The organism is Pseudomonas sp. 2,4-D (assembly GCF_030418155.1).
Taxonomy (GTDB): Bacteria; Pseudomonadota; Gammaproteobacteria; order Pseudomonadales; family Pseudomonadaceae; genus Aquipseudomonas; species Aquipseudomonas alloputida.
Genome location: NZ_JAUHUI010000026.1, coordinates 12,464 through 36,930 on the forward strand (window position 1 = coordinate 12,464; position 24,467 = coordinate 36,930).

Below are 24,467 nucleotides of genomic sequence, written 5' to 3' on the forward strand. Positions count from 1 at the left end.
GGTACCCCCGTCAAGGAGCCCGGTACACCTTGCTCATCAACTCCGCCTCGGCCTGGGTCAGGCCGCAGCTCTGGGTCAACTCATCGATACTCGCCCCCATCCCCACCAGCTTGGCCGCCTGGCTGAAGGTAACGTTGCTGGGGTCGCGCTGCTCGAGGCGCTCCAGCCGGTCCGGCAGGGTGGCCACCGCCGCACGCAGCTCATGGATGGCCTCACCCATGCGCACCGTGCCGTTCTGGTAGTCATCCAGACGCTTGGCCAAGTCCTTGATGCGCTGGTCACGCAGCGCATCGCCCTCGGCCTGCTGCGCAGCCAGCTCGCGCTGGCGCTTGCTGTAGTTGAGGAAAAACCACAGGCTCAGCGCCCAGGCCAGCGCCAGGAAGATGACAGCAACCTCTAGGATCAACTCAGATGTTCTCCAGCTCGGACCACTCTTCCTCGGTCATCATCTTGTCCAGTTCGACCAGGATCAGCAGTTCGCCATTCTTGTTGCACACGCCCTGAATGAACTTGGCCGACTCTTCGTTACCCACGTTCGGCGCGGTCTCGATTTCGGACTGGCGCAGGTAAACCACTTCGGCCACGCTGTCGACCAGAATGCCGACCACTTGCTTGTCGGCTTCGATGATGACGATACGGGTGTTGTCGGTCACTTCGGTCGGCATCAGGCCAAAACGCTGACGCGTGTCGATCACCGTCACCACGTTGCCGCGCAAGTTGATGATGCCCAGCACGTAGCTCGGCGCACCCGGCACCGGGGCAATCTCGGTGTAGCGCAGGACTTCCTGCACCTGCATCACATTGATGCCGTAGGACTCGTTGTCCAGACGGAAGGTAACCCACTGCAGGATCGGATCTTCGGAACCTTGTGCAGACGACTTTTTCATTCCCCTACCCTCAAAATCCGCCGTTGGCGGTATGTTCTGTGTCATTTCTGTTTGGCGTGCATCTGCTTGACCGCACCGCTGGCGATCAGCTCGGCCAGTGCGGCGACGTCGAGCAGTGCGCACATGTGTTCGATTACGGTGCCGGCCAGCCACGGGCGCTGGCCACGCTGGCTGCGCCACTTGATCTCCGACGGGTCCAGGCGCAGCGAGCGGCTGACCTGATGCACCGCCAGCCCCCATTCGTAGCCCTGCACCGAAATCACGTATTGCAGGCCCTGGCGAAAATCATCGCGGTAGCGGTCGGGCATTACCCAACGCGCAGTGTCCAGCACCTTCAGGTTGCCGGCCTGGCAGCTCAGGATGCCGAGGAACCAGTCGGGCTGGCCGAACAGTGGCGTCAGCTCCTGGCCAGCCAGGGTGTAGATCGAGCCCAGGCACACCAACGGCACCGCCAGGGTCAGGCCGGCAACGTCGAACAGCAGGCATTCGAACGGCTCGGCCGCCCACACCGGACGACCGTCGACAGTGGCCGGGGGCACGGGCAGGTTGGGTGCCGGCAGATGCACATCGACCAGCGGCACAGCCGGTTCCACCGTTTGTTCTTCGATCAGTACCGGGATGCTGGCTTCGGCCACGATCTCCTGCTCGACCACCGTCACCACCGGGGCTTCCACCGGTATCACGCTGGGCAGTACCGCCAGCCGGGGTTCGGCGAACGGCCGCGGGGCAAAGCTGGCGGCGGCTTCGGCGGGCTCTGGCCGGGCTGGCTGCCGGGCATCGCGAGCCTGCTCCTCGCGCACCGCCTCGGCGAACTCATCCGCCACTGCCGGCTGCTCGCTCAGGTCTTCGGCCTCGGTGGCCTCCTGCAGCAAGCCGTCCAGGTACGATTGCAGTGCCATCTGGGGCCGGGTGCTGGTTTGCCGGGTTTGAGTCATCAGGCCACCTGCACTGCGTTCTTGTAGGTGAGCAGGTGCTTGAGCAGCGCCCTGTAGGCGATCAACCCACGGCTCTTGCTGTCGAACTGCGAAGGCGTGACGCCCTTGCGACTGGCATCGCGCAGGCGCGTATCCACCGGTATGTAGCCCTGCCACACATGTTGCCCATAGGTGTCACGCAGCAGCTTGAGGGTGCCCAGCGACGCCTGGGTACGACGGTCGAACAGGGTCGGCACGATCTGGTACGGCAGCGCCTGCTTGCGCGAACGGTTGACCATGGCCAGGGTGCCGACCATGCGCTCCAGGCCCTTCACCGCAAGGAATTCGGTTTGCACCGGGATCACCAGCTGCTGGCTGGCGGCCAGGGCATTGACCATCAGCACACCCAGCAAGGGTGGGCTGTCGATCAGGGCATAGTCGAAATCCTGCCACAGCTGCGCCAGACTCTTGGCGATTACCAGGCCCAGGCCATTCTGCCCTGGCGACTGGCGCTCCAGCACCGCCAGCGCGGTACTCGACGGCAACAGCGAAATGCGCTCATCGCTGGTGGGCAGCAGCAGTTGCCCGGGCAAGCCTTCGGGCACCGTGCCCTTGTGCAGGAACAGGTCGTAGCAGCTGTGCTCCAGGGCATCCGGGTTGTGCCCGAAGTAGCTGGTCATCGAGCCGTGCGGGTCGAGGTCGACGACGACCACGCGCTTGCCGGCCTCGGCCAGCAGGCCGGCCAGGGCAATGGTAGTGGTGGTCTTGCCGACACCACCTTTTTGATTGGCTACTGCCCAGACTCTCATCAAGCAAACTCTATCTATTGATTTGGCAGGGACACTGTAGAAACAACCGTCATGCGCAAAACTTCAAAGCTCGCACTCCCCTCTGTGGGAGCGGGCAAGCCCGCGAACACCGGCGTAGCCGGTGCCATTCACCGAGTCGCTGGCTTCGCGGGCATGCCCGCTCCCACAGCGGACGGCGGCACATTCAAAATCGTGTTCGTATCAGCGACGGGGAATTGACGTATCACGGCCTCGCTACCGTTGCTTGTATTGCCGGTGCACTTTGTGTGCCAGCCCGGCGCAATGCGGCATCCGGTGTGGCATTGGCACTGCCCGAGCCTGTCAGGCTGCGGCGCACTTCCAGGTTACGGGAAATCACCAGCACAACCCGGCGGTTGCGTGCGCGCCCTTCGGCGGTATCGTTGCTGGCCACCGGCTGGTATTCGCCGTAGCCCACCGAAGCCATGCGTGCCGGGTTGACGCCCTCCATGGCAAGCAGGCGCACGATGCTGGCCGCGCGCGCCGAGGACAACTCCCAGTTGGTGGGGTACTGCGCGGTGCGGATCGGCAGGTTGTCGGTGAAGCCTTCGACGTGTACCGGGTTGGCGAACGGCTTGAGAATGTTGGCCACCTTCTCGATGATCGCAAACGCCTTGTCACTGGGCATCGCATCACCGCTGCCAAACAGCAGCGATGAGTTGAGCTCGATCTCGACCCACAGCTCGTTGCCGCGCACAGTCATCTGGTCGCTGTTGATCAGGTCACCGAAGGCATCGCGCACGTCATCGCTGATGGTTTTCAAGGGGTCGACATTGGTCGCCGCCAGGCCCGCTTCAGTCTGCTCGCTGTCTTTGACCAGCGGTTCGGCCGGGCGCACGCTCAGCGGCTGCTCATCGCCAATCGGGATCGGCTTCATACTGCGCTCGGGGTCGTTGAATACCCCGAGCAACGCCTGGGAAATAACCTTGTACTTACCCTCGTTGATCGAGGAAATGGAATACATCACCACGAAGAAGGCGAACAGCAACGTGATGAAGTCGGCGTACGACACCAGCCAGCGCTCGTGGTTTTCGTGTTCCTCGGTATGACGACGGCGACGCATGGGTTACTCCATGAAGCCTTGCAGCTTCAGCTCGATCGAGCGCGGGTTTTCACCTTCGGCAATCGACAGCAGGCCTTCGAGCAGCATTTCGCGGTAGCGCGACTGGCGCATGACGATAGCCTTGAGCTTGCTGGCGACCGGCAATAGCACAAGGTTGGCACTGGCCACACCGTAAATGGTCGCGACAAAAGCCACGGCAATGCCATTGCCCAGTTGCGACGGGTCGGCCAGATTGCCCATCACATGGATAAGGCCCATGACCGCGCCGATGATGCCGATGGTCGGCGCATAGCCGCCCATGCTTTCGAATACCTTGGCTGCCTGGATGTCACGGCCCTCCTGGGTAAGGAGGTCGACCTCGAGGATGCTGCGGATGGCTTCCGGCTCGGCGCCATCCACCAGCAGTTGCAGGCCCTTGCGCGCATAGGGGTCGGGCTCGCTGTCCGCTACCCCTTCCAGGCCCAGCAGGCCTTCTTTGCGAGCGGTCAGGCTCCAGTTCACCACGCGGTCGATGCCGCCCGCCAGATCAACCCGCGGAGGAAACAGGATCCAACGCAAAATCTGCAAGGCGCGCTTGAACGACGACAGCGGCGACTGCAACAACGCCGCCGCCAGGGTGCCTCCCAGCACGATCAGAGCCGCCGGACCATTGACCAGTGCACCGACATGACCGCCTTCAAGGAAGTTGCCACCAACGATGGCAACGAAAGCCAGGATCAGACCGATCAGGCTGAGGACGTCCATCAGACGCACGCCTCCACCAGGTGCTTGCCGATTTCGTCCAGGCTGTACACGGCATCCGCCAGGTTGGCCTTGACGATGGCCATGGGCATGCCATAAATCACGCAGCTGGCTTCATCCTGGGCCCACACCGTGCTGCCCCCCTGCTTGAGCAGGCGTGCGCCCTCGCGGCCATCGGCGCCCATGCCGGTGAGCACCACCGACAACACCTTGTCACCATACGACTTGGCCGCCGAACCGAAGGTGATGTCCACGCACGGCTTGTAGTTCAGGCGCTCGTCGCCCGGCAGGATCTTCACCGTGCCACGGCCATCGATCATCATCTGCTTGCCACCGGGAGCCAGCAGGGCCAGGCCCGGGCGCAGCATGTCGCCGTCTTCGGCTTCCTTGACGCTGATGCGGCACAGCTTGTCCAGGCGTTCGGCAAAAGCTTTGGTGAACGCCGCCGGCATGTGCTGGATCAACACGATCGGCGCCGGGAAATTGGCCGGCAGCTGGGTCAGTACCCGCTGCAGCGCCACCGGCCCCCCCGTGGAGGTACCGATGGCCACCAGTTTGTAGGGTTTGCGCTTGGGTGCCGGCGACTGCGAGGCCGCCGGTGTCGGGGCCGCTGCACGGGCAGGCGCTGCCGGGCGCGTCTGCGCCTGGCTGGCGAAAGTGCTGGCGGGCGCTGGCGCGGCGACCGGCGCCGTTCTGGCATAGCTGCCGATCCTGCGGTTGCTGCGCGAAATGGTGTGCACCTTCTCGCACAGCAACTGCTTGACCTTGTCAGGGTTGCGCGAGATGTCCTCGAAGTTTTTCGGCAGGTAGTCCACAGCGCCGGCATCCAGCGCGTCGAGGGTGACACGGGCGCCTTCATGGGTCAGCGACGAAAACATCAACACGGGCGTCGGGCAGCGCTGCATGATGTGCCGCACGGCGGTAATGCCATCCATCATGGGCATTTCGTAGTCCATGGTGATCACATCGGGCTTGAGCGCCAGCGCCTGGTCGATTGCTTCCTTGCCGTTGGTCGCGGTACCCACTACCTGGATCGTTGGATCCGCCGAGAGGATTTCCGAGACACGGCGGCGGAAGAAACCAGAATCATCCACCACCAGGACCTTGACTGCCATAAACACTCCATTAGGCGGCGCAACCCGCCAGGGCGCGCCACCGAAATCAAATACGCCGCGCGGCGTAACGCTTGAGCATGCTCGGGACGTCGAGAATCAACGCGATGCGACCGTCGCCGGTAATGGTGGCCCCGGACATGCCCGGGGTGCCTTGCAGCATCTTGCCCAGCGGCTTGATGACCACTTCTTCCTGGCCCACCAGCTGGTCAACGACAAAACCGATGCGCTGGGTGCCGACCGACAGAATCACCACGTGGCCCTCGTGCTGCTCTTCGTGCACCTGGCCCTGGACCAGCCAGCGCTTGAGGTAGAACAGCGGCAGCGCCTTGTCGCGCACGATCACCACTTCCTGGCCGTCCACCACGTTGGTGCGCGACAGGTCGAGGTGGAAGATCTCGTTGACGTTGACCAGCGGGAAGGCAAACGCCTGGTTGCCCAGCATCACCATCAGGGTGGGCATGATCGCCAGGGTCAGCGGCACCTTGATGACGATCTTGGAGCCTTGGCCCTTGGCCGAGAAAATGTTGATCGAGCCGTTGAGCTGGGAGATCTTGGTTTTCACCACGTCCATGCCCACGCCACGCCCGGACACATCGGAAATCTCGGTCTTGGTCGAAAAGCCCGGAGCGAAGATCAGGTTGTAGCAGTCCGACTCGCTCAGGCGCTCCGCGGCGTCCTTGTCCATCAGGCCCTTTTCCACGGCCTTGGCGCGCAGGATGTTCGGGTCCATGCCCTTGCCGTCGTCCGAGATCGACAGCAGGATGTGGTCGCCTTCCTGTTCAGCCGACAGCACTACGCGGCCGGTACGCGCCTTGCCAGACGCTTCACGCTCGTCGGGCATCTCGATACCGTGGTCGACCGCATTGCGCACCAAGTGCACCAGCGGGTCGGCCAAGGCTTCTACGAGGTTCTTGTCAAGGTCGGTCTCTTCGCCGACCAGCTCCAGATTGATCTCTTTCTTCAACTGGCGCGCCAGGTCGCGGACCAGGCGCGGGAAGCGGCCGAAGACCTTCTTGATCGGCTGCATACGGGTTTTCATCACCGCGGTCTGCAGGTCGGCGGTGACCACGTCAAGGTTGGACACGGCCTTGGACATGGCCTCGTCGCCGCTGTTCAGGCCCAGGCGCACCAGGCGGTTACGCACCAGCACCAGTTCACCGACCATGTTCATGATCTCGTCCAGGCGCGCGGTATCGACGCGTACCGTGGTTTCCGCTTCGCTGGCGGCATGCTTTTCGGCGGCCGGGGCCGGCGCGCGAGGCGCCGCGGCAGGTTTGCTGGCCGGCGAAGGCGCTGGCGCGGCAGCGGGCTTGGCCACCGGCTGGCTTTCGGCCTTGGCGGCAGCCGGCGCTTGCGCCTGGACAGCAGCCGGGGCTTCTACAGCGGCAACATCGCCACCGAACTTGCCCTTGCCGTGCAACTGGTCCAGCAGGGCTTCGAACTCATGCTCGCTGATTTCATCGCTGGTGGCGCTGTTGTCTGGCGCGGCAGGTGCTGGTGCCTGGGCGGCTGGCAAGGCGCCAGCCTGGAAGGTGCCCTTGCCATGCAACTGGTCGAGCAGCGATTCGAATTCGGCGTCGGTGATCTCATCACTGACCGCTTCGCTGCTGACGGCAACCGGCGGCGCGGCGACCTCGGCATTGAACTGGCCCTTGCCGTGCAACTGGTCGAGCAGTGATTCGAACTCGGCGTCGGTGATTTCATCACCAGCACCGCTGACAGTCTCGCCCTGCATCTGCTCGTCGGCCGCCGCTTGCGCCTTGACCGCATCGAGCGAATCGAGCAACTGCTCGAACTCACTGTCAGTGATGTCCTGGTGTTGCTCCTCGGCCTCGGCCGGTGCTGCAACCACCACGTCGGCAACCGGCGCCGGTGCAGGCGCTGCAACAGCTTCGGCTGCGCCAGGTTCGGCCAGGCGCGACAGCGCTGCCAGCAGTGCGGGGGTGGCCGGTGTCACTTCGGCACGCTCGCGCACCTGGCCGAACATGCTGTTGACCGTATCCAGTGCCTCGAGCACCACATCCATCAGTTCCGCATCGACCCGGCGCTCACCTTTGCGCAGGACGTCGAACACGTTCTCGGCGATATGGCAGCACTCCACCAGCTCGTTCAGCTGAAGGAAGCCGGCGCCCCCTTTTACAGTGTGGAAACCGCGAAAGATCGCATTGAGCAGGTCGGCATCGTCAGGTCGGCTTTCCAGCTCGACCAGTTGCTCGGACAATTGCTCAAGTATTTCGCCGGCTTCTACCAGGAAATCCTGGAGGATTTCTTCATCGGCGCCGAAGCTCATCAAACGTGCTCCTTAAAAACCAAGGCTGGACAGCAGATCATCGACATCGTCCTGACCGGACACGACGTCTTCACGCTTATCGGCATGAATCTGCGGACCTTCACCCCGAGTCGGATGTTTTTCTCGATCTTTTTCTGCACGCAATTGATCGTGGTCATGTTTTATACCGGCAAAGCGGTCGACCTGGCTGGCCATCAGCACCAGCTTGAGCAGGTTGCTTTCCACCTCGGTCACCAGTGTGGTGACGCGCTTGATCACCTGGCCGGTCAGGTCCTGATAGTCCTGGGCCAGCAAAATATCATTGAGGTGCCCGGAAACCTTGCGGTTACCCTCGGCGCTGTGCGTCAGGAAACTGTCGACTCGCTTGACCAGATCACGAAATTCCGGCGCAGCCACTTCGCGGCGCATGAAGCGCTGCCAGTCGGTGCTCAGGGCCTTGGCCTCGCTGGCCAGCTCATTGAGCACCGGCGTGCTTTCCTCGACCAGGTCCATGGTGCGGTTGGCCGCGCCCTCGGTGAGCTTGACCACATACGACAGGCGCTCGGTGGCGTCGGTAATCTGCGACACCTCTTCTGCCTGCGGCATGGTGGGGTCGATCTGGAAACTGACGATGGCACTGTGCAGCTCGCGAGTCAGCTTGCCGACTTCCTGGTACAGGCCGCGGTCGCGGGTCTGGTTCAGTTCGTGAATCAACTGCACCGCCTCGCCGAAACGGCCCCGCTCCAGGCTTTCGACCAACTCCTGGGCATGCTTCTTCAGGGTCGACTCGAACTCGCCCAAAGACGTTTGTGATGAATCCATGACGCGCCCCCCTGACGTGACTCAGCCGTTGACGCGTTCGAAGATCTTCTCGATCTTCTCTTTGAGCACCTGAGCGGTGAACGGCTTGACCACGTAACCATTGACGCCGGCCTGGGCCGCTTCAATGATCTGGTCGCGCTTGGCTTCGGCGGTCACCATCAAGACCGGCATGCTTTTCAGCTTGTCGCTGGCACGCACTTTACGCAGCAGGTCGATGCCGGACATGCCCGGCATGTTCCAGTCGGTCACCAGGAAATCGTAGTGGCCGTTTTCCAGCATCGGCAACGCCGTGGTGCCGTCATCGGCTTCATCGGTGTTGGTGAACCCCAGGTCACGCAACAGGTTCTTGATGATCCGCCGCATCGTCGAAAAATCGTCAACGATGAGGATTTTCATGTTCTTGTCCAATTAGACCTCCAAGCAGTCTCAAACGCGCTCGGCCTACCGAGCACGCACTCATTCAATTCGGTACAACGTGGAAAACGACTGCAACGACAGTGGGCTCAACGTGCCCGCCATTCCCCCAGGCGGCTGCGCAGGCGCGCGGCACATTGGCTGTGCAACTGGCTGACCCGCGACTCGCTGACACCCAGCACCTCACCGATTTCCTTGAGGTTCAGCTCTTCGTCGTAGTACAGCGCCAGCACCAGGCGCTCACGCTCCGGCAGGTTGGCGATAGCCTCGGTCAGGGCAGCCTGGAAGCGCTCCTCCTCCAGGCCACGCGCAGGTTCGACCTGGCCACTGGCGCCATCCTCATGCAGCCCTTCGTGCTCGCCGTCCTGCAACAGGTCGTCGAAGCTGAACAGGCGGCTGCCCAGGGTATCGTTCAAGATCCCGTAGTAATCATCGAGACTCAATTGGAGTTCGGCAGCAACTTCATGATCTTTAGCGTCACGGCCTGTTCTGGCCTCAACTGCACGCATGGCATCACTGACCATACGGGTGTTGCGGTGTACCGAACGCGGTGCCCAATCGCCTTTGCGCACTTCGTCCAGCATGGCCCCGCGGATGCGGATGCCGGCGTAGGTCTCAAAGCTGGCGCCCTTGCTGGCGTCGTATTTGTTGGCCACTTCCAGCAGGCCGATCATGCCGGCCTGGATCAGGTCCTCGACCTGCACGTTGGCCGGCAAGCGCGCCAACAGGTGGTAGGCGATGCGCTTGACCAGCGGGGCGTAGCGTTCGATCAGCTCGTACTGGGCGTCCTTCGCCGCCCGGCTGTACATCTTGAAGCCGCTGGCGTTCATAGTACGGGTCCCGCGCTGGTGGGTTGCACCAAGCGCTCGACAAAGAACTCCAGATGGCCGCGCGGATTGGCCGGCAGCGGCCAGCTGTCGACCTTCTGGGCAATCGCCTTGAAGGCCAGCGCGCACTTGGAGCGAGGGAAGGCTTCGTAGACGGCACGCTGCTTCTGCACCGCCTTGCGCACGCACTCGTCGTAAGGCACGGCACCCACGTACTGCAGGGCAACGTCAAGGAAGCGGTCGGTGACCTTGGTCAGCTTGGCAAACAGGTTGCGCCCTTCCTGCGGGCTCTGCGCCATGTTGGCCAACACACGGAAACGGTTCATGCCATAGTCGCGATTGAGCAGCTTGATCAACGCGTACGCGTCGGTAATAGAGGTAGGCTCATCACACACCACCAGCAGCACTTCCTGGGCGGCGCGAACGAAGCTGACCACCGAGTCACCGATACCCGCAGCGGTATCGATCACCAACACATCGAGGTTGTCGCCGATCTCGCTGAACGCCTGGATCAACCCGGCATGCTGGGCCGGGGCCAGATGCACCATGCTCTGGGTGCCCGAGGCTGCCGGTACGATACGCACACCGCCGGGGCCCTGCAGCATCACGTCACGCAGCTCGCAACGCCCTTCAATCACATCGGCGAGGGTACGTTTGGGGGTAAGGCCCAGCAACACGTCGACATTGGCCAGGCCCAGGTCGGCGTCCAGCAGCATGACCCTGCGGCCAAGCTCGGCCAGCGCCAGGGACAAGTTCACTGAAACGTTAGTCTTGCCGACGCCACCTTTGCCACCGGTCACGGCGATCACCTGTACGGGATGCATGCTACCCATGTCTGTTCTTTACCTTGTCTCGCTGGGACTCAGGCCACACGTAGGGCAATTCTGCGTGCCCCTTGGCATAGCGACTTTGCACACGCTTCATGGTCAACCCGCTCGCCGTGGGTTGTGATAGAGATCAGCGAACATGTCGGCCATGGCCTCTTCGCTGGGCTCATCCTGCTGCTGCACATTCACCGCCCGCGTGACCAACTGGTGGCCCCGCGGCAGGTGCAGGTCGTCAGGAATGCGTGGGCCATCGGTAAGATAGGCCACTGGCAGTTCATGACTGATGGCAAGGCTCAGCACATCGCCAAGGCTCGCCGTTTCATCGAGTTTGGTCAGGATGCAGCCGGCCAGGCCACAGCGCTTGTAGCTGTGGTAGGCGGCGGTCAGCACCTGCTTCTGGCTGGTGGTGGCCAGCACCAAGTAGTTCTTCGCGGCAATGCCACGCCCGGCCAAGGTTTCCAGTTGCATGCGCAGCGCAGGGTCGCTGGCTTGCAGGCCGGCAGTATCGATCAGCACCACGCGCTTGCGCAGCAGTGGTTCCAGCGCTGCTGCCAGCGACTGGCCCGGGTCGACGTAAGTCACCGGCACGTTGAGGATGCGGCCCAGGGTCTTGAGCTGCTCCTGGGCGCCAATACGGAAGCTGTCCATGCTCACCAACGCCAGGTTCTGCGCGCCGTACTTGAGCACGTAGCGCGCGGCCAGCTTGGCCAGGGTGGTAGTCTTGCCCATGCCCGCCGGGCCGACCATGGCGATCACCCCGCCCTCTTCGATCGGCTCGATTTCAGGCACTTCGATCATCCGTGCCAAGTGAGCCAGCAGCATGCGCCAGGCCTGGCGCGGCTCTTCGATCTCGGCGGTCAGGTCCAGCAGCTCGCGGGCGATCGGCCCGGACAGGCCAATACGTTGCAGGCGGCGCCAAAGGTTGGCCTGCTGCGGCTTGCTGCCCTGCAGCTGATTCCAGGCCAGCGAACCGAGTTGCACTTCCAGCAGCTCGCGCAGGCCCGACAGCTCGGAGCGCATGGCATCGAACAGGCGTGGGTCAACCGGCGCAGCAGCCGGTACGGCCGCGGCCTCCGGGGCCTCGACGTGCGGCTCGATCAACGGTTCGGCAGCGGTCAAAGATTGCCCGGCGAACAATTGGCGGTTGTTGTCGCTGCTGTCCTGACGCTGGTCCAGCTCGGCCTGGGCAGTGGCAATGCGCGTATGGGTCTTGCGCAGCTCTTCTTCCAGCTCGGCGTTGGGCACACGCGGGGCCAGGGCGGAGAGCTTGTAGTCCAGCGCGGCCGTCAGCTCGACACCACCGGCAATGCGGCGGTTGCCGATGATCGCGGCATCGGCGCCCAGCTCGTCACGGACCAGTTTCATGGCCTGACGCATATCGGCGGCGAAAAATCGCTTAACTTGCATTATCCCCTACCTCAGCCGTTAGGGCCCACGGTGGCAACGATGGTGACTTGCTTGTTGTCAGGTATTTCCTGATACGCCAGAACATGCAAATTCGGTACAGCCAGGCGACCGAAACGCGACAACATGGCGCGGATCGGGCCGGCGACCAGCAGAATGGCCGGCTGACCCTGCATTTCCTGGCGCTGGGCCGCCTCGATCAGCGAACGTTGCAGCTTCTCGGCCATGCTAGGTTCCAGAAGAACACCGTCTTCCTGACCCTGCCCAGCCCTTTGCAGACTATTCAGCAAAATCTGTTCCAACCTTGGCTCCAGGGTAATCACTGGTAGCTCCGACTCAACGCCGACAATGCTTTGCACGATGGCGCGACACAATCCGACGCGCACCACCGCCACCAACGCGGCGGTATCTTGACTCTTGCCTGCGTTGTTCGCGATGGCCTCGGCAATACTGCGAATATCGCGCACTGGCACCTGTTCCGACAACAGGGCTTGCAGCACCTTGAGCAGCCCCGACAAGGAAATGACACCCGGGACCAGCTCTTCTGCAAGTTTAGGCGATGCCTTGGCCAGCACCTGCAGCAGTTGCTGAACCTCTTCGTGGCCGATCAGCTCGTGGCAGTGCTTCTGCAGGATCTGGTTGAGGTGGGTGGCCACCACGGTGCTGGCATCGACCACGGTGTAACCCAGCGACTGCGCCTGTGAGCGCTGGCCGACGTCGATCCACACCGCCTCCAGGCCAAACGCCGGGTCGCGCGCGGCAATACCGTTGAGGGTGCCAAACACCTGCCCAGGGTTGATCGCCAGTTCGCGGTCCGGATAGATCTCCGCCTCGGCCAGAATCACCCCCATCAGGGTCAGGCGGTACGCGCTGGGTTGCAGGTCGAGGTTGTCACGAATGTGCACGGTGGGCATCAGGAAACCCAGGTCCTGCGACAGCTTCTTGCGCACGCCCTTGATCCGCGCCAGCAGCTGGCCGCCCTGGTTGCGGTCGACCAGCGGGATCAGCCGATAGCCGACCTCCAGGCCGATCATGTCGATGGGGGTGACGTCGTCCCAACCCAGCTCCTTGGTTTCCAGCGCGCGCTGAGGCGAGGGCAGCAGGTCCTGCTGGCGCTGCGCCTCCTGCTGGGCTTTGACCTTGGCCTGCTGCTGCTTCTTCCACACCAGGTAGGCGCCGCCGGCAGCCATCAGGCCGAGGCTGAGGAAGGCAATGTGCGGCATGCCCGGCACCAGGCCCATGACGATCATCAACGCGCCAGACACCGCCAGGGCCTTGGGCGAATCGAACATCTGCCGATTGATCAGCTTGCCCATGTCCTCGGAACCCGACGCGCGGGTCACCATGATCGCGGCGGCGGTGGACAGCAGCAGTGATGGCAATTGCGCCACCAAACCGTCACCGATGGTCAGCAGGGCATAGACCTTGCCGGCCTCGCTGAACGACATATTGTGCTGCAGCATGCCGATGAGCATGCCGCCGATCAGGTTGATGAACAGGATCAGCAAGCCGGCGATGGCGTCGCCGCGCACGAACTTGCTGGCACCGTCCATCGAACCGTAGAACTCGGCCTCCTGCGCCACCTCGGCACGGCGATGCTTGGCCTGGGCCTGGTCGATCAGGCCGGCATTGAGGTCGGCGTCGATGGCCATCTGCTTGCCAGGCATGGCGTCGAGGGTGAAACGCGCACTCACTTCCGAGATACGCCCGGCACCCTTGGTTACCACCACGAAGTTGATGATCATGAGGATGGCGAACACCACGGCACCGACCACGTAGTTACCGCCGATCACCACTTCACCGAAGGCCTGGATCACTTTACCGGCAGCGCCATGGCCCTCCTGGCCATGCAGCATGACCACACGGGTGGACGCCACGTTCAGAGCCAGGCGCAACAACGTGGCCACCAGCAAGATGGTCGGGAACGCGGCAAAGTCGAGCGGGCGCAAGGCGTATACACAGACCAGCAGCACCACGATCGACAGGGCGATGTTGAAGGTGAAGAACACGTCGAGCAGGAACGGCGGTATCGGCAACATCATCATTGCCAACATCACCAGCAACAACAGCGGCACACCCAGGTTGCCCCGGCCGAGCCCGGCCAGGTTGTTGCGGGCGTTGCTGATTAACTGAGTGCGATCCACCGCGAGTCCTCTTGATGCAAAACTTTGACGCCCAGGGGGCGCCTGGGCGTGGCTTTGCAAGAAGCTTTCCAACTTTGCTCGACGGGGGATTTATGTTGCCGCCGCTACCGTATTCGCGGGTAAACCCGCCCCTACGACGGACTATGCCCACCAATGTGCCCCCAGATCAGTGTAGGAGCGGGTTTACCCGCGAAAGGGCCAGAAGCCATGACACAAGGTCAACTGTCGCGGCGCAGGTCCGGCGGGATCGGCAGGTCGTCCTTCAGCGGCTCTGGGCGTTTGCCCTTGCCGGCGCGGTATTGGCGAATCTGGAACACATACGCCAGCACCTGGGCCACCGCCAGGTACAGCCCCGCCGGGATTTCCTGCTCAAGTTCGGTGGAGTAATAAATCGCCCGCGCCAGCGCCGGCGATTCGAGGATCTGGATGTTGTGCTCCACGCCAATTTCACGAATCTTCAACGCCATGAAATCGCTACCCTTGGCCAGCAGCAACGGCGCCGCACCGCCTTTCTCCGGGTCGTACTGCAAAGCCACCGCATAATGCGTCGGGTTGGTGATGATCACGTCTGCATCCGGCACCGCCGCCATCATGCGCCGCTGCGACACCTCGCGCTGCAGTTGGCGAATACGTTGCTTGACTTCGGGCTTGCCTTCGCTGTCCTTGTACTCGTCGCGCACTTCCTGCTTGGTCATCTTCATTTTCTTGTGCGTCTGGTACAGCTGGAACGGCACGTCTGCCGCGGCAATCAGCAACAGCCCGGCTGACATCCACAAGGCACTCCAGCCCACCACCTGCAGGCTGTGGATGATCGCCTGCTCCAGCGGCTCATTGGCAATCGACAGCAAGGCCTGGCGGTCACCGGAGAGCACCACCACCGCCACCACCAGAATCACGAAGAACTTGGCCAGCGCCTTGAGCAATTCAGTCAAGGCCTGCATCGAGAACATGCGCTTGATCCCCGACAGCGGGTTCATGCGGCTGAATTTTGGCTGCAACAAGCTGCCCGAGAACAGGAAGCCGCTAAGCGCGATGGGCGCCACGAAGGAAATCACGAACAGCAGGATCAGCACCGGCTGCACCGCCCATATGGCCATCTTGCCCGAGGCCAGCAGGAAGGCACCCATGGCCCGTTCATCGACGATGATGTCGCGGGTCAAACTGAAGTTCATGCGCATCAACGCCAGCAATGTCTCGGCCACGTGGCCGCCGAACGCCAGGAGGCCACCGGCACCCGCCAGGGTCACAGCCACCGTGTTCAGCTCCTTGGAGCGGGCGACCTCGCCCTTCTCGCGGGCGTCGCGCTTACGCTTTTCAGTGGGGTCTTCTGTCTTGTCCTGACCGCTCTCGCTTTCTGCCATGCTCAGCGCGCCCTCGCCAACTCACGCAGCCATTGCAGCGTTTCGCTGGCCAATGCCTGATAGTGGGACAGGACATCGGCCAGGCCGACCCAGAAGATGAACATGCCCATGACCAAGGTCAGCGGGAAGCCGATGGAGAAAATGTTCAGCTGCGGCGCGGCGCGGGTCATTACGCCAAAGGCAATGTTCACCACCAGCAGCGCAGCGATCACCGGCAGAATCAACAGCAGGCCGGCACCGAACACCCAGCCCATGCGCCCGGCCAGCTCCCAGAAGTGATTGACCACCAGTGCACTCCCCACCGGCAAGGTGGTAAAACTTTCGGTCAGTACCTCGAACACCACCAGGTGGCCGTTCATCAACAGGAACAACACACTCACCAGCATGGTCATGAACTGACTGATTACCGTGACGTTGACCCCGTTGGCGGGGTCGACCATCGAGGCGAACGCCATACCCATCTGTACCGCGACGATTTGCCCGGCAACCACGAAAGCCTGAAACAGCAACTGCAAGGCCAGGCCAAACAGCGCACCAACGATGATCTGCTCGGCGCACAGCAGCATACCGCGCAGGCTCAACGGGTCGAACTCGGGCAGCGGCGGCAATGCCGGCACGATCACCACGGTCACCGCCACCGCCACGTACAGGCGAATCCGCGCCGGCAACATGCGGGTACCGAAGATTGGCATGGTCATCAGCACCGCAGTCACCCTGAACAACGGCAGGATGAAGGTGGCGACCCAGGTGCCAATCTGCGTGTCGGTCAGCTCCAGCATCGCCGCATCAACCAATGAGCTGCGGGATGTTGGTGTAAAGGGTGGTGAAGTACTCCATGAACTTCTGCACCAGCCACGGCCCGGCGATGATCAGCGTGATCAGCATCACCAGCAGGCGCGGCAAAAAGCTCAAGGTCTGTTCGTTGATCTGCGTGGCAGCCTGGAACATCGCCACCACCAGGCCCACCAACAGGCTCGGCACCACCAGCACGGCGACCATGAGGGTGGTCAGCCACAGGGCATCACGAAACAGGTCGACAGCTACTTCAGGTGTCATCGGCGGCTCTCCTTGACGGCGTCAGACGCCGCCGAAACTGCTGGCCAGGGTGCCCATGATCAACGCCCAGCCATCGACCAGCACGAACAGCATGATCTTGAACGGTAGCGAGATGATCAGCGGCGACAGCATCATCATACCCATGGCCATCAGCACACTGGCCACGACCATGTCGATGATCAGGAACGGGATGAAGATCATGAAACCGATCTGGAACGCCGTCTTCAGCTCGGAAGTGACGAACGCCGGCACCAGGATCGTCAGCGGCACCTGGTCGGGGCCGGCGATGTCAGTACGCTTGGACAAGCGCATGAACAGGTCGAGGTCGCTTTGCCGGGTTTGCGCCAGCATGAAGTCCTTGAGCGGCCCCTGAGCCTTGTCGATCGCCTGCTGGGCAGTCATCTGCTCCTTCAGGTAAGGCTGCAGCGCGTCCTGGTTCACCCGATCGAACACCGGCGCCATGATGAACATGGTCAGGAACAGCGCCATGCCAGTCAGCAACTGGTTGGACGGCGTCTGCTGCAGGCCCAGCGCCTGGCGCAAAATCGAAAACACGATGATGATGCGGGTAAAGCTGGTCATCAGAATGACGAACGCCGGGATGAAGCTCAGCGCGGTCATGATCAGCAGGATTTGCAGGCTGACCGAATATTCCTGTTGCCCGTCCGGGGTGTTGGACAGGGTGATGGCCGGGATCGACAGCGGGTCGGCGGCCAGGGCCAGCGGCGCAGCCAGCAGCAGCGCCAGAGTCAACAACGTACGCAGCGCGCCGCTCATCACTTGTTGTCCTTAGGGTCCTTGCCCATCAGCTCCATCAGCCGCTGGGCAAACTCCGGCGTCGCCTGACGGGCGCTTGCCGGCACTTCCACGGGTTCGGCCAGTACGTGCAGGGCCTCAATGGTGCCGGGGGTATGGCCGATCAGGATCTGCTCCTTGCCCACCTGCACCAACAGCAGGCGGTCACGCGGGCCGATGGCACGGCTGCCGACAATCTCGATCACCTGCCCACCCTTCACTGCGGTGCTCTGCAGCCGCCGCAGCAGCCAGGCCAGGAAGAAGATCAGGCCCACCACCAGCAGCAGGCCCAAGACCATCTGCGCCAGCTGCCCGCCGAGACTGCCAGGTTGAGCCGCCGGGGTGGCTGCTGGCGTGGCCGCAGCCAGGCAGGCGTGGCTGGCGAACAGCACCGCTGCCGCGGCGATGGCGCGCATCGTGCCCTTCACTCAGCGCAGCTTCTTGATACGTTCGCTGGGGCTGATCACGTCGGTCAGGCGGATGCCGAACTTTTCGTTGACCACGACCACTTCGCCATGGGCGATCAGCGTGCCGTTGACCAGCACGTCGAGCGGCTCGCCGGCCAGGCGGTCGAGCTCGATCACCGAGCCCTGGTTGAGCTGCAGCAGGTTGCGGATGTTGATCTCGGTGCTGCCCACCTCCATGGAAATGTTCACCGGGATGTCCAGGATCACGTCCAGGTTCGGGCCTTCGAGGCTGACATTTTCGTTCGGCTTCGGCGAGCTGGCGAATTCTTCCATCGGCAGGCGGCCCGGGCCGCTGCTGCCGGTGTCCCCGCCCAGCAGCGCATCGATGTCGGCCTGGCCGGCAGAACCGGTTTCTTCCAACGCTGCGGCCCACTCATCGGCCAGTGCCTGGTCCTCTGGGGAGGTGATCTCGTTTTCGTTAGCCATGATTTCCTCGACAGGCATTCAATTCGTTGTAAGCGACCGGCACACCGTCAGCGGCGTTCGATCGGGTCGATGATTTGCAGGGCCAGGTTGCCCTTGTGCGAGCCCAGCCGCGCCTTGAACGCTGGCACCCCGTTAGCGCGCAGCACCAGGTGCTCGGGCAGCTCGACCGGGATCACGTCACCCGGCTGCATGTGCAGGATGTCGCGCAGCTTCAGCTGGCGTCGCGCGACCGTGGCGGTCATTGGCACGGCCACGTCCAGCACGTCCTCGCGCAGGGCCTTGACCCAGCGCTCGTCCTGGTCGTCCAGGTCCGACTGGAAGCCGGCATCGAGCATTTCCCGCACCGGCTCGATCATCGAGTACGGCATGGTCACGTGCAGATCGCCGCCGCCGCCGTCCAGTTCGATGTGGAAGGTGGACACCACCACCGCCTCGCTGGGGCCGACAATGTTGGCCATGGCCGGGTTGACCTCGGAGTTCATGTACTCGAAGCTGACCGGCATGATCGCCTGCCAGGCTTCCTTGAGGTCGACGAAACACTGGTCCAGCACCATACGCACCACACGCAGTTCGGTCGGGGTGAACTCACGCCCTTCGATCTTGGCGTGGCGGCCATCGCCGCCAAAGAAGTTGTCTACCAGCTTGAACACCAGCTTGGCGTCAAGGATGAACAGCGAGGTGCCGCGCAACGGCTTGATCTTGACCAGGTTGAGGCTGGTCGGCACGTACAGCGAGTGCACGTATTCGCCGAACTTCATGACCTGCACGCCCCCCACGGCCACGTCTGCGGAGCGGCGTAGCAGGTTGAACATGCTGATACGGGTATAGCGGGCGAAGCGCTCGTTGATCATTTCCAGGGTCGGCATGCGACCCCGCACGATACGGTCCTGACTGGTCAGGTCGTAGCTTTTGATACTGCCAGGCTCGGATGCACTCTCGGTCTGCACCAGCCCGTCGTCGACACCATGCAACAGGGCATCGATTTCATCCTGGGACAGCAGGTCCTGTACGGCCATTGCGGACTCCTACTGCAATACGAAATTGGTGAACAGCAACTGGTCGATGACCGGCTTGCCGACTTCCTTCTGCGCCACTTCCTGGACCACTGCGGTGGCCTTCTGGCGCAGCATCTCCTGCCCTACCGGGCTGCTGGCGAGGGTGTCGAACCCTTGCCCGGAGAACATCATCACCAGGTTGTTGCGGATCACCGGCATGTGCACCTTGAGGGCATCCAGGTCGGCCTGGTTACGCGCCTGCAGGGTGATGCTCAGCTGCATGTAGCGCTGGCGGCCGTTCTGGTTGAAGTTGACCACGAAGGCCGGGGTCAGCGCCTCGTAGATCGCCCCTGGCTTGACGTTGCTGGCCGTGGCCTCGGCGGCCGGAGCCGGCTCGCTCTTGTGCATGATGAACCAGGTAGCGCCCACCGAAAGGCCGATCGCCAGCAACAGGCCGACGACAGCCAGCAGGATCAGCTTGAGTTTGCCTTTAGTGGCGGGGTCTTTGACTGCTTCGCTCTTCGCCATGCCAATAATCCGTCGTCCATCGGGGGTTCAAAGGAGAATGGCTTGGCTTGAGCAAGTGTTATGCCAGATTTTGCAGGGGATGGATTCCAGCAGGTTTTGCGGTGCTGGCTTCTTCGCGGGCACGCCCGCTCACACAGGTACCGCACAGGGCTCGAAATCAACGAAATTCCTGTGGGAGCGAGCTCGCCCGCGAAGAAGCCAGCCCAGGCCAACAGTTATCAGGCGTAGTAATCGACCGCACTGTCGCCGACAACCACCTGCTGCTCCAAAGGCCGGGCACTATCGACCGCCTCGGCCGCACCCTGCTCGGCCCGGCGCGCCGCCACCCCGGAAAGGTTGCTGCCCTGGGCCTGCCCCTGCTGCTGTTGCTGCCCGCGCGACTGGTCAGCCACGTTGACATCCGGCTGCGCCAAACCCTGCTGGGCAAACAGTTCGCGCAGGCGGTGCACCTGGCTGTCAAGGGCGTCACGTACGCCGGCGTGGCCGCTGATGAAGGTGACCTGGGTGGCCTGGTCCGCCGCAACATTGACGCGAATGTCGAGGCGACCGAGTTCTGCCGGTTCCAGCTGGATATCAGCCGACTTGAGGTTCTGGCTGGACAGGTACATGACCCGGTTGACCAGGCCCTCGGCCCAAGCGTTCTGGTTCATCGGCAATGGCTGATGCAGCGGGTTCGCAGTGGCCGGTACGGCGTTGGCGGTCTTGGCCGTGGCCGCCTGGGTCAGGCTGGCCAGGCGGTTGGCAAAATCATCGATGCGGGTGTCGCTGCTGGCGCTCTTGGTGTCTTTCAGGCCGTCTTCAAGCAAGGCGCCAAAGGCCTTGCCACCGGGTTCGCCACTCTCGCCATCGGTATTCTCGACCAGATTCGCCAAGGTATTGACGGCTGCCTGCCCTTCCTCGCCCTGAGCCTGGGCAGCATCAAGGGCATGTGCCGAGGTGCCACCTTTAGCCTGGGCACTGTGCTCCAGCGCCAGGCGCAGGGTCGGCAGGTTGGCCAGGGGGTCAGCATCCGGATCGAAGGCCTCCTCCGCGGACGGCTCTTCAGGCAGTACCGCGGCAACCTGGGTTTGCGCCGTGGCCGCCTGCAGCACGGGCGCCACCGCCTCGGCCTGCGCCTGGATCAGTTGTGCGCCGGGCTGGGCATCAGTGACCTGACCGGCCACCAGGCTGGCATCACGCACACCCGTATCGGCCTGGGCCGAATCCTCTTCTGGCAACTTGTTGCCGTCATCGGCAACTGCAGCTTTGCCAGCCGGGTCTTTCTTGCCGCCAACTGCCGCATCAGGTTTGTCCTTGGGCTTGGCCTGAGCGACCTTGTCGTCCTGCCCGGTAACCTTGTCGCGGCCCTGCCTGGCCATCACCTGGCCAAAGGCATCGCCCTTGTCACCCAGCGCCTGCAGCGGTTTGTCCGCCTGCACGGTGGCCGAGCGCGAGGTTTTGGCAATGGCATTGGCTTGCAGCAAAGGGTTGGGTGCGACAGGCATCGAGCGGTCTCCGCGCCAGAAACAAAAAATCATCGAGGCAGAGACAGGCAAGACTCGCGCCAACTCACGTATCAGCCTGCGGAAATACGTTGCTGCTCACCGCGGTAAAAGTGCTGCACCACGACGAATTCCATGTCGATGCGGCTGATCAAGTCTTCAATACCGTACAACGGGGGCCGCCGCGCGCGCTCTTCGAGCTGCTGACACAGGCTGGCCAAGGCCACCGCGCCCATGTTGCTGCTGCTGCCCTTGAAACTGTGAGCTGCCGCGCCAAGTTCCTCGGCGCTTTTGGCCGCGTGCAACTGCCCAAGACGCCGCTCCGAGTCGTCCAGAAAAGTCTGCACCAACTGCAGGTAGCCATCTTCCATGACCTCACGCAGGTCACTGAGTACCTTGTGGTCAATATGCATGTCAGTCACTTGTTCACTCCTTGATCAAGCCAGATTATGCCCGAGCCAACCCGTGGCTCACCATACGAACTCCACATGCGCGCAACGCCCGCCTTCACTCCAGCGCGCGTCACTGGCCAACTGCCGCACCAGATTCAGACCGCGGCCGCTCAGCCCCTGGTCCGGCGAAGGCCGCGCAAGCACGCGCTGCACGTCGAAGCCGGCACCGCTGTCGCGCACCTTGATCATCAGACGCCCACCGCCACCATGCGGTTCAACCTTGAAATCGATGCTTACAAAGCCTTCGGTCAGCGATTCCAGGCGCCGGGCACGCTCCTGGTAATAGTCGGTAAAGCCTTGCACATCGCGCTTGAGCTGTGAGTCCAGGCCCAGCACACCATGCTCCAGCGCATTGGAATACAACTCGCTAAGCACACTGTGCAGGTTGCCGGTACGTGCGCGCAGGCCATGAATTTCCTGCAACAACTGCACCAGGTACGGCACAGGGTTGAAGCGTTTCAGGCTTTCGCCACGCACCTCGAAGCTCAGCGACCAGTCCAGCGGGCTGGAGCGGCCACTATCAGAGTAGATCATCGGGGCCGCCACCCGCTCCTCGGCAGTGAACATGCGAATATCGCACAAGCTGATGTCATCGCGTGGCTGCCCACCAAAACGCTCCAGGGCCAGCATCAGCTCATCGAACAACTTCACCGGGTCGCGGTTGTCGGCCAGCACCGCTCGCAGGCGCTGTACGCCAAACAGACGTTCCTGGTCGTCGGCGGTATCGATCACACCGTCTGACAGCAGCAACAGGCGCTCGCCCGGTGCCAGCGGCAACACCTCCGTGCTGTCATCGAAACGCTCAGCGGCCAGAATGCCCAGCGGCAGGTGCCGCGAACTCAGTGCCGACAGCACTTGGCCATCCACCGACAGGCGATAGCCATCAGGCATACCGCCATTCCACACCTCCACCGAGCCGCGCTGCATGCTGAGGTTGAGCAACAGCGCACAGCAGAACATGTCCACCGGCAGGATGCGCTTGAGCTTGGCATTCATCTCGCGCAGGATCTGCGCCATGCCGTAGCCCTTGGCGGTCATGCCGTAGAACACCTCTGCCATCGGCATGGCGCCGACCGCCGCCGGCAGGCCGTGACCGGTGAAATCGCCAAGCAGCACACGCATGTCGCCGGCCGGGGTAAATGCCGCCAGCATCAGGTCGCCATTGAACAGCGCGTAGGGCGATTGCAGGTAGCGAATGTTGGGCGCAGAAAGGCAACCAGAGTGGGCCACCTTGTCGAACACCGCCTTGGCGACCCGCTGTTCGTTAAGCAGGTGATGGTGATGCCGGGTGATCTGGTCACGCTGTTCCAGTACCGTTGCCTGCAAGCGGCGCAGACGATCCATGGCGCGAATCTTGGCAGCGAGGATCACCGCACTGTAGGGCTTGGCCATGAAATCATCGCCCCCCGCCTCCAGGCAACGCACCAGGCCTTCTTCTTCATTCAGCGATGTCAGGAAAATGATCGGCACCAACGCTTCGCCAGCCAATGCCTTGATCTGCCGCGCCGCCTCGAAGCCATCCATGACCGGCATCAGGGCGTCCAGCAGCACCAGTTGCGGGCGCCGCTCGAGGTACAGCGCTACCGCCTGCTCGCCGTTTTCCGCAGTGAATACCTGATGCCCCTGGCGGCGTACGATCTGCGCAAGCAGAAGGCGATCGACAGCACTGTCTTCGGCGACCAGCACGGTTAACGCCTGTTCGGCCGGCATGTCGGCGCTCAACTGATATCGAAGAGTTTTTCGAAATTGGAGATAGCGAGAATCTTGCGCACGTCGGAGCTGGCATGCACTACCCGCACATCCGACTCGTCGCCGCCCGCGTGGTCGCGCAGCAACAGCAGCATGCCAAGCGCGGAGCTGTCGAGGTAGGTGGTGTCCTTCAGGTCGACGACCACCGAATCCGGCCGCCTGGGCTGGCGTTCGTAGGCGTCGCGAAACTCCTGATGCTTGCCGAAATCGAAGCGCCCTTTGATCTTGATGGTCAGCTTTTTCCCGTCCTGCGAAAAATCAGTCTCGACTGCCATGCTAGCGATTCCTTCGATGATGGCGGATGCAACTGCTTTAAGGTTTAGCAGGCGATGGTGGGGGTGGCAAGTGTTCACCCTGGTACCTGCGGCGCCCGTGCGGCGCATTCGCGGGCAAGACCTCTCATTTGTTTCGGGCCAATTATTCCGCTGCAAGGCCTGCGGCGAACACCTATAGATGGTTTTGCCGCGGCAGGCGCTGCGACAGCTCATCCAGCAAGCGCTGCTCGCGCTTGTCTTCAGCGCGCCGGGCCTCGTCCTGGTAGCGCTGTACCAGCTTGCGCAAACCCTCCACCCGGGCATAGGCCTGCTGCCAGGTACCCCGGGCGTTATTGAGGTTGTTCTGGTGCCAGACCAGGCTCTGGCGCTGCTGGGTCATGGCCGTTTCCAGTTGGCCGAGAAAACGCTGGTAATTGACCAGCCAGCTGCCATTGACCCCTTGCCCGCCGCGGTTGATCCACTGCAGCTGGTAATCCTCGCGAAAGCGCTCCAGTTCGGCCAGCTTGGCCTGGGCCGTGGCCACCTGCTGCTGGAAATGGCCAAGGCGCTGAGCCGCCTTGCGCTCGGCCTCTTCGGCCATGTCCACCACCGGCGCCAGGCGCGCGGCACGTCCGGGCAGCGCCACGGC

The 24,467-nt window shown here is 62.7% G+C and carries 27 protein-coding genes; all 27 read right to left on the reverse strand.

Going from position 1 to position 24,467, the window contains the following annotated elements; translation table 11 throughout:
- Window positions 1-10: 10 nt before the first annotated feature.
- The 27 genes from QYE47_RS17960 to fliJ all read right to left on the reverse strand — a co-directional run bounded on the left by QYE47_RS17960 (window position 11) and on the right by fliJ (window position 24,464).
- Window positions 11-406, reverse strand: coding sequence for a DUF2802 domain-containing protein (locus QYE47_RS17960; RefSeq protein ID WP_010955062.1), 396 nt, complete (start codon window positions 404-406; stop codon window positions 11-13).
- Between the two features lies 1 nt (window position 407).
- Window positions 408-887 carry a chemotaxis protein CheW gene (locus QYE47_RS17965; protein WP_003254393.1) on the reverse strand — a complete coding sequence of 160 codons (480 nt, stop codon included), beginning with the start codon at window positions 885-887 and terminating at the stop codon, window positions 408-410.
- A gap of 41 nt (window positions 888-928) precedes the next feature.
- Window positions 929-1,822, reverse strand: coding sequence for a CheW domain-containing protein (locus QYE47_RS17970; RefSeq protein WP_070383576.1), 894 nt, complete (start codon window positions 1,820-1,822; stop codon window positions 929-931).
- On the reverse strand, window positions 1,822-2,610 hold the full coding sequence (locus tag QYE47_RS17975; protein ID WP_010955064.1) for a ParA family protein: 789 nt from the start codon (window positions 2,608-2,610) through the stop codon (window positions 1,822-1,824). The genes QYE47_RS17970 and QYE47_RS17975 overlap by 1 nt, the downstream gene beginning before the upstream one ends.
- A gap of 223 nt (window positions 2,611-2,833) precedes the next feature.
- Window positions 2,834-3,691 carry a flagellar motor protein MotD gene (gene motD, locus QYE47_RS17980; RefSeq protein ID WP_012051647.1) on the reverse strand — a complete coding sequence of 286 codons (858 nt, stop codon included), beginning with the start codon at window positions 3,689-3,691 and terminating at the stop codon, window positions 2,834-2,836.
- 3 nt (window positions 3,692-3,694) lie between these two features.
- Window positions 3,695-4,435: a flagellar motor protein gene (locus QYE47_RS17985; protein ID WP_014590163.1), complete on the reverse strand. Its 741-nt coding sequence runs from the start codon at window positions 4,433-4,435 to the stop codon at window positions 3,695-3,697.
- On the reverse strand, window positions 4,435-5,547 hold the full coding sequence (locus QYE47_RS17990) for a chemotaxis response regulator protein-glutamate methylesterase (protein ID WP_003254400.1): 1,113 nt from the start codon (window positions 5,545-5,547) through the stop codon (window positions 4,435-4,437). Before QYE47_RS17990 ends, QYE47_RS17985 begins: the two co-directional genes overlap by 1 nt.
- A gap of 46 nt (window positions 5,548-5,593) precedes the next feature.
- The gene (locus tag QYE47_RS17995) at window positions 5,594-7,837 is read right to left on the reverse strand and encodes a chemotaxis protein CheA (RefSeq protein WP_014590162.1); all 2,244 of its coding nucleotides are present in this window, start codon (window positions 7,835-7,837) and stop codon (window positions 5,594-5,596) included.
- 12 nt (window positions 7,838-7,849) lie between these two features.
- Window positions 7,850-8,638 carry a protein phosphatase CheZ gene (locus QYE47_RS18000; protein ID WP_014590161.1) on the reverse strand — a complete coding sequence of 263 codons (789 nt, stop codon included), beginning with the start codon at window positions 8,636-8,638 and terminating at the stop codon, window positions 7,850-7,852.
- A gap of 21 nt (window positions 8,639-8,659) precedes the next feature.
- Entirely contained in the window at window positions 8,660-9,034 is a 375-nt protein-coding gene (locus QYE47_RS18005; protein ID WP_010955070.1) for a chemotaxis response regulator CheY, read from the reverse strand.
- A gap of 107 nt (window positions 9,035-9,141) precedes the next feature.
- The gene (gene fliA / locus QYE47_RS18010; RefSeq protein ID WP_003254406.1) at window positions 9,142-9,882 is read right to left on the reverse strand and encodes an RNA polymerase sigma factor FliA; all 741 of its coding nucleotides are present in this window, start codon (window positions 9,880-9,882) and stop codon (window positions 9,142-9,144) included.
- On the reverse strand, window positions 9,879-10,712 hold the full coding sequence (fleN, locus tag QYE47_RS18015; protein ID WP_003254408.1) for a flagellar synthesis regulator FleN: 834 nt from the start codon (window positions 10,710-10,712) through the stop codon (window positions 9,879-9,881). The genes fliA and fleN overlap by 4 nt, the downstream gene beginning before the upstream one ends.
- A 93-nt stretch (window positions 10,713-10,805) precedes the next feature.
- Window positions 10,806-12,113 carry a flagellar biosynthesis protein FlhF gene (gene flhF, locus QYE47_RS18020; RefSeq protein WP_014590160.1) on the reverse strand — a complete coding sequence of 436 codons (1,308 nt, stop codon included), beginning with the start codon at window positions 12,111-12,113 and terminating at the stop codon, window positions 10,806-10,808.
- 11 nt (window positions 12,114-12,124) lie between these two features.
- The gene (flhA, locus tag QYE47_RS18025; protein ID WP_014590159.1) at window positions 12,125-14,254 is read right to left on the reverse strand and encodes a flagellar biosynthesis protein FlhA; all 2,130 of its coding nucleotides are present in this window, start codon (window positions 14,252-14,254) and stop codon (window positions 12,125-12,127) included.
- 218 nt (window positions 14,255-14,472) lie between these two features.
- Window positions 14,473-15,615 carry a flagellar biosynthesis protein FlhB gene (flhB, locus tag QYE47_RS18030; RefSeq protein WP_014590158.1) on the reverse strand — a complete coding sequence of 381 codons (1,143 nt, stop codon included), beginning with the start codon at window positions 15,613-15,615 and terminating at the stop codon, window positions 14,473-14,475.
- 2 nt (window positions 15,616-15,617) lie between these two features.
- A complete protein-coding gene (gene fliR, locus QYE47_RS18035) occupies window positions 15,618-16,394 on the reverse strand; it encodes a flagellar biosynthetic protein FliR (RefSeq protein ID WP_014590157.1) in 777 nt (258 codons plus the stop codon).
- Window positions 16,395-16,401: 7 nt separating this feature from the next.
- Window positions 16,402-16,671 (reverse strand): flagellar biosynthesis protein FliQ, encoded by a 270-nt coding sequence (gene fliQ, locus QYE47_RS18040; protein ID WP_014590156.1) that lies wholly within the window; start codon window positions 16,669-16,671, stop codon window positions 16,402-16,404.
- A gap of 21 nt (window positions 16,672-16,692) precedes the next feature.
- Window positions 16,693-17,448 carry a flagellar type III secretion system pore protein FliP gene (gene fliP, locus QYE47_RS18045; protein WP_003254415.1) on the reverse strand — a complete coding sequence of 252 codons (756 nt, stop codon included), beginning with the start codon at window positions 17,446-17,448 and terminating at the stop codon, window positions 16,693-16,695.
- Entirely contained in the window at window positions 17,448-17,882 is a 435-nt protein-coding gene (gene fliO / locus QYE47_RS18050; RefSeq protein ID WP_010955081.1) for a flagellar biosynthetic protein FliO, read from the reverse strand. Before fliO ends, fliP begins: the two co-directional genes overlap by 1 nt.
- A 12-nt stretch (window positions 17,883-17,894) precedes the next feature.
- Window positions 17,895-18,359, reverse strand: a complete 465-nt coding sequence (gene fliN, locus QYE47_RS18055) for a flagellar motor switch protein FliN (RefSeq protein WP_003254417.1) — start codon at window positions 18,357-18,359, stop codon at window positions 17,895-17,897.
- Between the two features lie 47 nt (window positions 18,360-18,406).
- A complete protein-coding gene (gene fliM / locus QYE47_RS18060; protein ID WP_003254418.1) occupies window positions 18,407-19,375 on the reverse strand; it encodes a flagellar motor switch protein FliM in 969 nt (322 codons plus the stop codon).
- 9 nt (window positions 19,376-19,384) lie between these two features.
- Complete coding sequence (gene fliL, locus QYE47_RS18065) at window positions 19,385-19,882, reverse strand: flagellar basal body-associated protein FliL (protein WP_010955083.1); 498 nt, start codon at window positions 19,880-19,882, stop codon at window positions 19,385-19,387.
- Window positions 19,883-20,100: 218 nt separating this feature from the next.
- Window positions 20,101-21,366, reverse strand: coding sequence for a flagellar hook-length control protein FliK (locus QYE47_RS18070; RefSeq protein WP_014590154.1), 1,266 nt, complete (start codon window positions 21,364-21,366; stop codon window positions 20,101-20,103).
- Window positions 21,367-21,437: 71 nt separating this feature from the next.
- Window positions 21,438-21,785 (reverse strand): Hpt domain-containing protein, encoded by a 348-nt coding sequence (locus QYE47_RS18075; protein WP_004577674.1) that lies wholly within the window; start codon window positions 21,783-21,785, stop codon window positions 21,438-21,440.
- A 48-nt stretch (window positions 21,786-21,833) separates the two neighbouring features.
- A complete protein-coding gene (locus QYE47_RS18080; RefSeq protein WP_014590153.1) occupies window positions 21,834-23,525 on the reverse strand; it encodes a fused response regulator/phosphatase in 1,692 nt (563 codons plus the stop codon).
- Between the two features lie 8 nt (window positions 23,526-23,533).
- Window positions 23,534-23,839, reverse strand: coding sequence for an STAS domain-containing protein (locus tag QYE47_RS18085; RefSeq protein WP_003254426.1), 306 nt, complete (start codon window positions 23,837-23,839; stop codon window positions 23,534-23,536).
- 172 nt (window positions 23,840-24,011) lie between these two features.
- Window positions 24,012-24,464, reverse strand: a complete 453-nt coding sequence (fliJ, locus tag QYE47_RS18090; RefSeq protein WP_003254427.1) for a flagellar export protein FliJ — start codon at window positions 24,462-24,464, stop codon at window positions 24,012-24,014.
- Between the last annotated feature and the right edge of the window lie 3 nt (window positions 24,465-24,467).

Excerpts from the sequence above, each read along its gene's own strand:
- QYE47_RS17995 (WP_014590162.1), bottom strand. The coding sequence starts at position 7,837 with ATGAGCTTCGGCGCCGATGAAGAAATCCTCCAGGATTTCCTGGTAGAA.
- QYE47_RS17985 (WP_014590163.1), bottom strand. The coding sequence starts at position 4,435 with ATGGACGTCCTCAGCCTGATCGGTCTGATCCTGGCTTTCGTTGCCATC.
- fliL (WP_010955083.1), bottom strand. The coding sequence starts at position 19,882 with ATGGCGAAGAGCGAAGCAGTCAAAGACCCCGCCACTAAAGGCAAACTC.
- QYE47_RS17970 (WP_070383576.1), bottom strand. The coding sequence starts at position 1,822 with ATGACTCAAACCCGGCAAACCAGCACCCGGCCCCAGATGGCACTGCAA.
- flhF (WP_014590160.1), bottom strand. The coding sequence starts at position 12,113 with ATGCAAGTTAAGCGATTTTTCGCCGCCGATATGCGTCAGGCCATGAAA.
- QYE47_RS18080 (WP_014590153.1), bottom strand. The coding sequence starts at position 23,525 with ATGCCGGCCGAACAGGCGTTAACCGTGCTGGTCGCCGAAGACAGTGCT.
- fliA (WP_003254406.1), bottom strand. The coding sequence starts at position 9,882 with ATGAACGCCAGCGGCTTCAAGATGTACAGCCGGGCGGCGAAGGACGCC.
- QYE47_RS18000 (WP_014590161.1), bottom strand. The coding sequence starts at position 8,638 with ATGGATTCATCACAAACGTCTTTGGGCGAGTTCGAGTCGACCCTGAAG.
- fliQ (WP_014590156.1), bottom strand. The coding sequence starts at position 16,671 with ATGACACCTGAAGTAGCTGTCGACCTGTTTCGTGATGCCCTGTGGCTG.
- fliM (WP_003254418.1), bottom strand. The coding sequence starts at position 19,375 with ATGGCCGTACAGGACCTGCTGTCCCAGGATGAAATCGATGCCCTGTTG.
- QYE47_RS17975 (WP_010955064.1), bottom strand. The coding sequence starts at position 2,610 with ATGAGAGTCTGGGCAGTAGCCAATCAAAAAGGTGGTGTCGGCAAGACC.
- QYE47_RS17990 (WP_003254400.1), bottom strand. The coding sequence starts at position 5,547 with ATGGCAGTCAAGGTCCTGGTGGTGGATGATTCTGGTTTCTTCCGCCGC.
- QYE47_RS18085 (WP_003254426.1), bottom strand. The coding sequence starts at position 23,839 with ATGGCAGTCGAGACTGATTTTTCGCAGGACGGGAAAAAGCTGACCATC.
- fliP (WP_003254415.1), bottom strand. The coding sequence starts at position 17,448 with ATGAGCGGCGCGCTGCGTACGTTGTTGACTCTGGCGCTGCTGCTGGCT.
- QYE47_RS18005 (WP_010955070.1), bottom strand. The coding sequence starts at position 9,034 with ATGAAAATCCTCATCGTTGACGATTTTTCGACGATGCGGCGGATCATC.
- fliR (WP_014590157.1), bottom strand. The coding sequence starts at position 16,394 with ATGCTGGAGCTGACCGACACGCAGATTGGCACCTGGGTCGCCACCTTC.
- flhB (WP_014590158.1), bottom strand. The coding sequence starts at position 15,615 with ATGGCAGAAAGCGAGAGCGGTCAGGACAAGACAGAAGACCCCACTGAA.
- fliN (WP_003254417.1), bottom strand. The coding sequence starts at position 18,359 with ATGGCTAACGAAAACGAGATCACCTCCCCAGAGGACCAGGCACTGGCC.
- QYE47_RS17965 (WP_003254393.1), bottom strand. The coding sequence starts at position 887 with ATGAAAAAGTCGTCTGCACAAGGTTCCGAAGATCCGATCCTGCAGTGG.
- fleN (WP_003254408.1), bottom strand. The coding sequence starts at position 10,712 with ATGGGTAGCATGCATCCCGTACAGGTGATCGCCGTGACCGGTGGCAAA.
- fliO (WP_010955081.1), bottom strand. The coding sequence starts at position 17,882 with ATGCGCGCCATCGCCGCGGCAGCGGTGCTGTTCGCCAGCCACGCCTGC.
- motD (WP_012051647.1), bottom strand. The coding sequence starts at position 3,691 with ATGCGTCGCCGTCGTCATACCGAGGAACACGAAAACCACGAGCGCTGG.
- QYE47_RS18070 (WP_014590154.1), bottom strand. The coding sequence starts at position 21,366 with ATGCCTGTCGCACCCAACCCTTTGCTGCAAGCCAATGCCATTGCCAAA.